This is a genomic window from Nostoc sp. (assembly GCF_035638895.1).
GTDB lineage: Bacteria > Cyanobacteriota > Cyanobacteriia > Cyanobacteriales > Nostocaceae > Nostoc.
This window is the reverse complement of sequence record NZ_DASQZC010000597.1, coordinates 1-6904: the sequence shown is the minus strand read 5'-3', so window position 1 is coordinate 6904 and position 6904 is coordinate 1. Positions and strand designations below refer to the sequence as shown.

Here is a 6904-nt window from a genome sequence, read left to right as displayed (position 1 = left end):
TGGAACACCTGAGCCGGGATGAGCTACAAGGAGTTATTGGCCACGAATTCAGTCATATTCTCAATGGAGATATGCGGCTAAATTTGCGTTTGGTGGGACTCTTGCATGGGATTTTGTTCATTTATTTAACTGGGGAGTTGTTGTGGCGCATTCGCGGTGATTTCCGCTTAAGCAAAGAAGATAAGGGTTTACCTATCTGGGCTTTTGGTTTAGCACTGATGGCAATTGGCGGTATCGGATTACTCTGCGGGCGCTTGATTAAAGCCGCCGTCTCTCGCCAACGAGAATTTCTCGCTGATGCTTCGGCTGTACAGTTCACTCGCAACCCCAACGGACTTACCGGAGTCTTCCAAAAACTCCAAAACATGGATTCACGTTTGATTGCGCCTGGAGCAGAAGCCGCTAGCCACATGTTTTTTGGCAACGCCCTCAACCCCTCTTTCTGGGAAAATATGTTTTCTACCCACCCACCCTTAGCAGAACGTATCCGCCGCGTTGGGGGTTTGAACGTCAGCAATTTAGCAGCAATGCCATCTCGCAATCAGGCGCGTTCCCCCTCCCAGGAATCTCTAACAATGGGCTTTGCGGGTGGTTCTGGCCCCACGCCAGAACAGGTTGTAAAGCAAGTGGGAAGCGTCACACCAGAACATTTTGCCCATGCTCAAGGGCTGTTATCGCAGTTACCGGAATCTCTGCGCTTGGGTGTGCGGGAGCAGGAAAGTGCAATGGCGATCGCTTTTGCCCTAGCGTTAGATGCTGAAAATATCGAGATCCAACAACGTCAAATTGCTTGGTTACGCGAGGTGCAGCCTGCTGAGTTGGTAAATAAAACCCTGGAATTGAGCAGCGAAATTAGCCAGTTAGATCCCAGAATTCGTTTGCCACTTGTAGATTTAGCAGTACCCGTATTGCGTCAAAATTCTGCTAAAGAATGCCAAAGGTTGTGCAAATGCGTCCACGGTTTAGTTGTAGCTACAGGAAGCTTATCACTGTGGCATTTTGTGTTGCAGTTAATTCTGTGGCATCGCCTCCAACCTAATATAAATCCCACATCTGCGACAACAGTCGAATTTACCTCTATAGAAGAGATTTGGCCAGATAGTTTATTAGTATTGTCCGTCATTGCCCGCATCGGATATTCCCAACCCGATGCGTCCACCGAAGACATCGCCTATGCTTTTCGTTCTGGAGTTTTTCGACTTCCCAAAGCTGGAGAACAACAAAAACCAGACATGCCACTAACCTGTAATTTCACTGAACTTAAGAAGAGTATCGATCGCCTCCGTCTTGCCAGTCCCAAACTGAAGCAAGCGATTGTTGATGCCTGCGCCCACACGGTACTTTTGGATAACAAAGTTACACAGTCAGAAGCAGATTTACTAAGAGCGATCGCAATGACGCTAGATTGTCCCATTCCCCCATTTTTAAACTCTCAGCGTGGCGTTTCCAAACAGAAACAATCTTCTTCACAGCGAAGTTAATATAACCAGTAATATGATGTCTGCTTAATTACTTCTTATTAAACCCGGAGAACCCCACCCCGCCAAAGCTGTGCTTTGTCTCCCCTCCCCGCCTGCGGGGAGGGGTTGGGGGTGGGGTTCTTTTATTAATTGCTCAATGCTCCACTTAGGGACTTCCAAGAAGTAAATTATCCAATCTTGTGGGGTGGGCATCTTGCCCGCCTTTGGCTATGGGCGGACGAGACGCCCACCCCACAATAAATAGTTGTATATTTTTTTATTTGGAAGTTCCTTATCTAGTTCGCAACAACTGCACGAAAGTATTACTCACCGTATTGTCTTTAGTATCCGCCGCGTATTGAATCAAATCTTCCCGCAGTTCTTTGGCTGCATCTAAAGGAAGCAACGTTGCTAGCAAGAAATAAACGCCACGAAAACGCGGATCGCCCATTCTATCAACTAATAGTCCTTCGGCGGTATCAGTTTCGCCCAGAAAGTTTTGCACCAAGAAGAAATCCATGATTTTATCGTGGCGGAAGTACCATTCTTTCTTGGCTTCGCCTTTTTCATCTTGCCACTGACGGCTGACTACCATCTTGTATTTGTCGTCTTCTAAAGACATGGCAACTTGGTGAAATTCATCCCCAGGTAAGGCTCGTTTGTCTTGGAGTCGCATTTCGTAAACGGCGGCTGAGAATTTCTTTAAGGGAAATTCTTGATTCCATTCTTTGAGGTATTCTGCCGCCATTAAATTGTATTGCTGTTCTTGCAGGCGAAACAAATTAGGGTGTTTGCCCTGTGATAGCATGAGCGATACCACTGTTAGATCCATTGGATTGGAAAGAATGCGGCGGACAGCATTTAACTCTTCTTGGGCTTGCTGGTGATTGAGGACTTCTGTTAAATAATTGGTACAAGCTTTTTCGTAATCAGCACCTTGAAGTTGGGCATCGTTGGGGAGTCGCGGCTGACGGGAGATCAAAAACTCTTGAATTTGTTCTTCTTCAAGGGGCTGCAAGTAGTAAGTTTTGGCTGTTGAGGGGGGTGTCCACTCTAGGGGCTGGGTTGTCATGATAATGTTGCCCCGGAAATAGCTTTCGACAAACTGGCAGATTTTGGCGCGTGTTTCGGCGGTGACTTCGTTGAGTCCGTCGATGCAGATATCTATCGCGCCACTGTAAATCAGGTTTTTTAGGAAGCCGGCGTCTTGGGCTTGGCCGTGTAGCTTGTCTTGGATGGCTTCAATTACGCCTTTATGACACTTTTGGGCGGGGAGATAAACGACTATGCGCTGGGAACTTTTCAACAGATGACGCAGAAACATCGACTTGCCTAAGCCGGAATCTCCTTCTAAGATAATTTGTCCTTGAATACTGGGTAAGGCTGCGGTAATTGGCTGGATGTCTCCTGATGTGGGAATTTTGACTTTTGATTCTGGGAAGTATGATTGCTCATAAAAATTATCTAACCCGGCATCGGCTAATAGGGAAGGTTTGAAGGGTTCAAATAATTTGCGCCGGAAGGGGGGGAACCAGGTGAGGAGAAAGCCGACATAGCCGACGCCGAGAATCCGGCGTACCCAAGGGTTCCAAAAGAAGATGGCTTGGATTTGGGGAAATTTGGGGTAGGCAAAGATGAGGGCAAGCCAAAAGGTGGCGTGAGACAGGATAGTGATTCTGGCTTTGAGAAACCACTGCCAATATTCCACAGTATTAATTATTGACCCTAGTGCATCAGCGTGGGTGGAGTTAACGTTTTTGAGGTTGCTGTAATGCTGATTCAGTAAATCAATATCCTTAACTTTCCAAATAATTTTTTTGTTTGCGGCTACTTCAGAAATTTGTTCTGCTAGTTCTCTTCGCAGTTCTGGCAGAGAATCACAATATTTCCAGGCTTTCTCGAAAACTTGCATTGTGTTCACTCCCTGATCATGGTTCGGTTTTTCTGGCCGTATTTTAGGCTTACCAACCCATTGCATAAGAGTTTCTACTTCTGGTTTCCCACCTGCCAAAAAATGAGCTAAAAACCTGAGTTGACCAATCTCAGAGGGATAAGAGTGAACTGAATCTAGAACTTGGACAACAACTGGCAAATCTTGTTGCCCTAGTTTGATGAGTGCCTCTGCTGCTGCATAACGGACATTACCGTCAGAATCTGTGAGCAGTTTTGCAAATTGTGGAGCTAGTTCCTTGGCTTGCATCTGCCCTAGTGCCTCTGCTGCTGCATAACGGACATTACTCTCAGAATCTGTGAGCAGTTTTGCAACTTGTGGAGCTAGTTCCTTGGCTTGCATCTGCCCTAGTGCCTGTGCTGCTGCATTACGGACACTACTGTCAGAATCTGTGAGCAGTTTCGCAACTTGTGGAGCTAGTTCCTTGGCTTGCATCTGCCCTAGTGCCTGTGCTGCTGCATAACGGGCATTACTCTCAGAATCTGTGAGCAGTTTCGCAACTTGTGGAGCTAGTTCCTTGGCTTGCATCTGCCCTAGTGCCTGTGCTGCTGCATAACGGGCATTACTCTCAGAATCTGTGAGTAGTTTCGCAACTTGTGGAACTACTCCCTTGGCTTGCATCTGCCCTAGTGCCTGTGCTGCTGCATAACGGACATTACTCTCAGAATCTGTGAGCAGTTTCGCAACTTGTGGAGCTAGTTCCTTGGCTTGCATCTGCCCTAGTGCCTGTGCTGCTGCATAACGCGCATTCCAGTCAGAATCTGTGAGCAGTTTCGCAACTTGTGGAGCTAGTTCCTTGGCTTGCATCTGCCCTAGTGCCTGTGCTGCTGCATTACGGACATTAATGTCAGAATCTGTGAGCAGTTTCGCAACTTGTGGAACTACTTCCTTGGCTTGCATCTGCTTTAGTGCCTGTGCTGCTGCTCTACGGACATCAGAGTCAGGATCTGTGAGCAGTTTCGCGACTTGTGGAGCTAGTTCCTTGGCTTGCATCTGCCCTAGTGCCTGTGCTGCTGCATAACGCGCATTCCAGTCAGAATCTGTGAGCAGTTTCGCAACTTGTGGAACTACTTCCTTGGCTTGTATCTGCCCTAGTGCCTCTGCTGCTGCATTACGGACATTAATGTCAGAGAGCAGTTTCGCAACTTGTGGAGCTAGTTCTTTGGCTTGCATCTGCCCTAGTACCTGTGCTGCTGCACCACGGGAAACTGCTGAATCTTTATCCTGCAACTGTTTGGCAAACTGTTTTACAAGCTCATCATAGTTTTTTATCTGCGTTTTAGGGTTATCTAGCTGATATTTTTTTAAGTTTTCTGTTCCTGTAGCCCTGACTTCGGGTATTGGGTCTGTTAGGGCTGCTACGATACCGTTAATCTGCCAATCTTGGGGTTTGAGTTTGGGGGTTTCTTCAGCGTTTACCCAAGGTAGAGAGAGGAGGAAAGTCAGGAGTAGGGTGAAACAGAAAAGGAAAAAGAGGGAGAGCTTGTTAGTGTGGCGGGGAGTTATGAGCATAAATCAGGGCAAGGCGGCAGATTACACGCGGCTATCGGTATAATACCAAGCTTGTAATTCTTAATTCCTGATTGAGAAGGTCAGATTTTCTTTGGGTTTTTAAGTTTGTATTTGTGGGAGCTTCCCAAATTTGAAAATTTACTATGCTGCGTTCAGGCAGGAATAAGAGAATGAAGAAACGAACCGCAAAGGACGCAAAGAGCGCAAAGTAAGAGAACAGACTGGATGTTAATCTTTGCTCATGAGTATAAAAGACTCATTCACGAGTATAAAAGACTCATCCGCGAGTATAAAAGACTCATTTACGAGTATAAAAGACTCATTCACGAGTATAAAAGACTCGTCGATGAGTATAAAAGACTCGCCAACGAGTATAAAAGACTCATCCACGAGTATCAAAGACTCGCCGACGAGTATTAAAGACTCTCCTGCGAGTATTAAAGACTCGCTCACGAGTATAAAAGACTCATTCACGAGTATTAAAGGACTTTCAAATAAAAAAATACTCAAATAATTCTTGTGGGGTGGGCGTTTCGCCCGCCCATAGCCAAAGGCGGGCAAGATGCCCGCCCCACAAGATTGAATAATTTATTTGTTGGAAATCCCTAAAGACTCTCCCGCAAGGTTTAAAGCCTATGAACCAGAAGCAGTTTTAGTAGGTTTACTTTTAATAGCTTTAAACCGTTCCCCTAACTGTTCGGCAATAGTTTTTAAACCTGGAGTTTTCTTAGCAGCAGTCTTTACGTAGTCGTAAACTGTCAAACTGCTACCCATTGCTTCGCTACCGACTGCCATTAGGGTATCATCTACCTGTTCTGTCAGTTGTTGCAGTTTAATCAACAGTTCGGTAAGCGTTGCAGCTAATTGATAATCGCGCACAAATTCATCTACATCAAAGCTAGCTGGTAAAATGTCTCGGTTAGACTGGGCAGCAGTCAGGCTAGTATTGACAAAAGCTAGGCTTTTATCGCCCATCTTAAATAACTTGCGTCGTTCTTCCACACTCAGAGTTACCAGAAAAGGCATCTTTGCTTGGATAGTCGCAAAGGCTGCTTTAATTTCTTGGATATCTGCTGCGGAAAGGGACGCGGTAATGTTTTGGTAAGCCATTGGATATTTACTCAGGTGAATCTGTTTGTTATGATTCCCATTGGTAAATGCGATCGCACAGTCTTAAGAAATGGGGAGTAGGGAGTGGGGAATGGCGAAATTAACCTCTTTCCAAATAGGAGAGATACTTTGAATTTTACTCCCTGACTCGTCCGTGCGATCGCACCACGGTTTGTTCCAACTGAGTTTGTAGTTGTTGCACCTTAACAACACTGCTGTGAACATCGGCTAGCAGGTCGGCGGAAACAAACCTACCATTTATTACAGCCAGTAAGGCCAAAATTAAAGACTTTTGAATACGTGACTTTTGACCTCTGCCTTACAGTACTAGGCACTCAAGGTCACACACTAAATGTATTTAGATCACCGTCAACCAATGGTTAGATATGAAAAACTAGTGAAGCTAATCTAGTTAATCTAAATTCAAATCCGACTTTTAATGTATAAAGTTATATCAATAAAATGTTTTTGTCCGGCATCGATAATTCCTCTGAAGCCTTTGTGTCACTAGGAAATTATTTTCTACCATGCAATTTAGGCATAGGACAAGCTAGCGTCCATAGCTATAGGTGAGTTACAAAGGAGCAAAATGTCTTGTCCTAAATTCACATGAGTTCGACGAACTTTTCCCACCCAGCCTCCCCTCCGGGAGGAGCAATGAAATAATCGGGTTTTTAAGCCTCTGTCCTTGAAGGAGAGAGATTAAATTCCAGCAAGGGTGGCCCTGATGATGGAATTTTGAAATCAAACCAATAAATAATTAGTATTTACCAGAGTAACCAGATATGTTCAATGCCACTGAAATTTTAATTGATGCCTTTGTAAATGAAATTCGAGAAGGCTACCGTCGCACCTACGGCTGCTTCAAAAA

At 45.3% G+C, this 6904-nt stretch carries 4 protein-coding genes; 1 reads left to right on the top strand and 3 read right to left on the bottom strand.

The window, feature by feature from the left end; all coding sequences use genetic code 11:
* Positions 1 to 1481, top strand: a 1481-nt coding sequence (locus tag VE944_RS29525; RefSeq protein WP_324985905.1) for a M48 family metalloprotease, incomplete at its 5' end; no start/stop codon positions are given.
* 271 nt (positions 1482 to 1752) lie between these two features.
* Here VE944_RS29525 and VE944_RS29520 read toward each other — a convergent pair.
* The 3 genes from VE944_RS29520 to VE944_RS29510 form a co-directional block, all read right to left on the bottom strand.
* On the bottom strand, positions 1753 to 4923 hold the full coding sequence (locus tag VE944_RS29520; RefSeq protein WP_324985902.1) for a HEAT repeat domain-containing protein: 3171 nt from the start codon (positions 4921 to 4923) through the stop codon (positions 1753 to 1755).
* Between the two features lie 633 nt (positions 4924 to 5556).
* Positions 5557 to 6033: a hypothetical protein gene (locus VE944_RS29515; protein WP_324985899.1), complete on the bottom strand. Its 477-nt coding sequence runs from the start codon at positions 6031 to 6033 to the stop codon at positions 5557 to 5559.
* A gap of 136 nt (positions 6034 to 6169) precedes the next feature.
* Positions 6170 to 6313, bottom strand: a complete 144-nt coding sequence (locus VE944_RS29510; RefSeq protein ID WP_324985896.1) for a hypothetical protein — start codon at positions 6311 to 6313, stop codon at positions 6170 to 6172.
* Positions 6314 to 6904 lie beyond the last annotated feature (591 nt).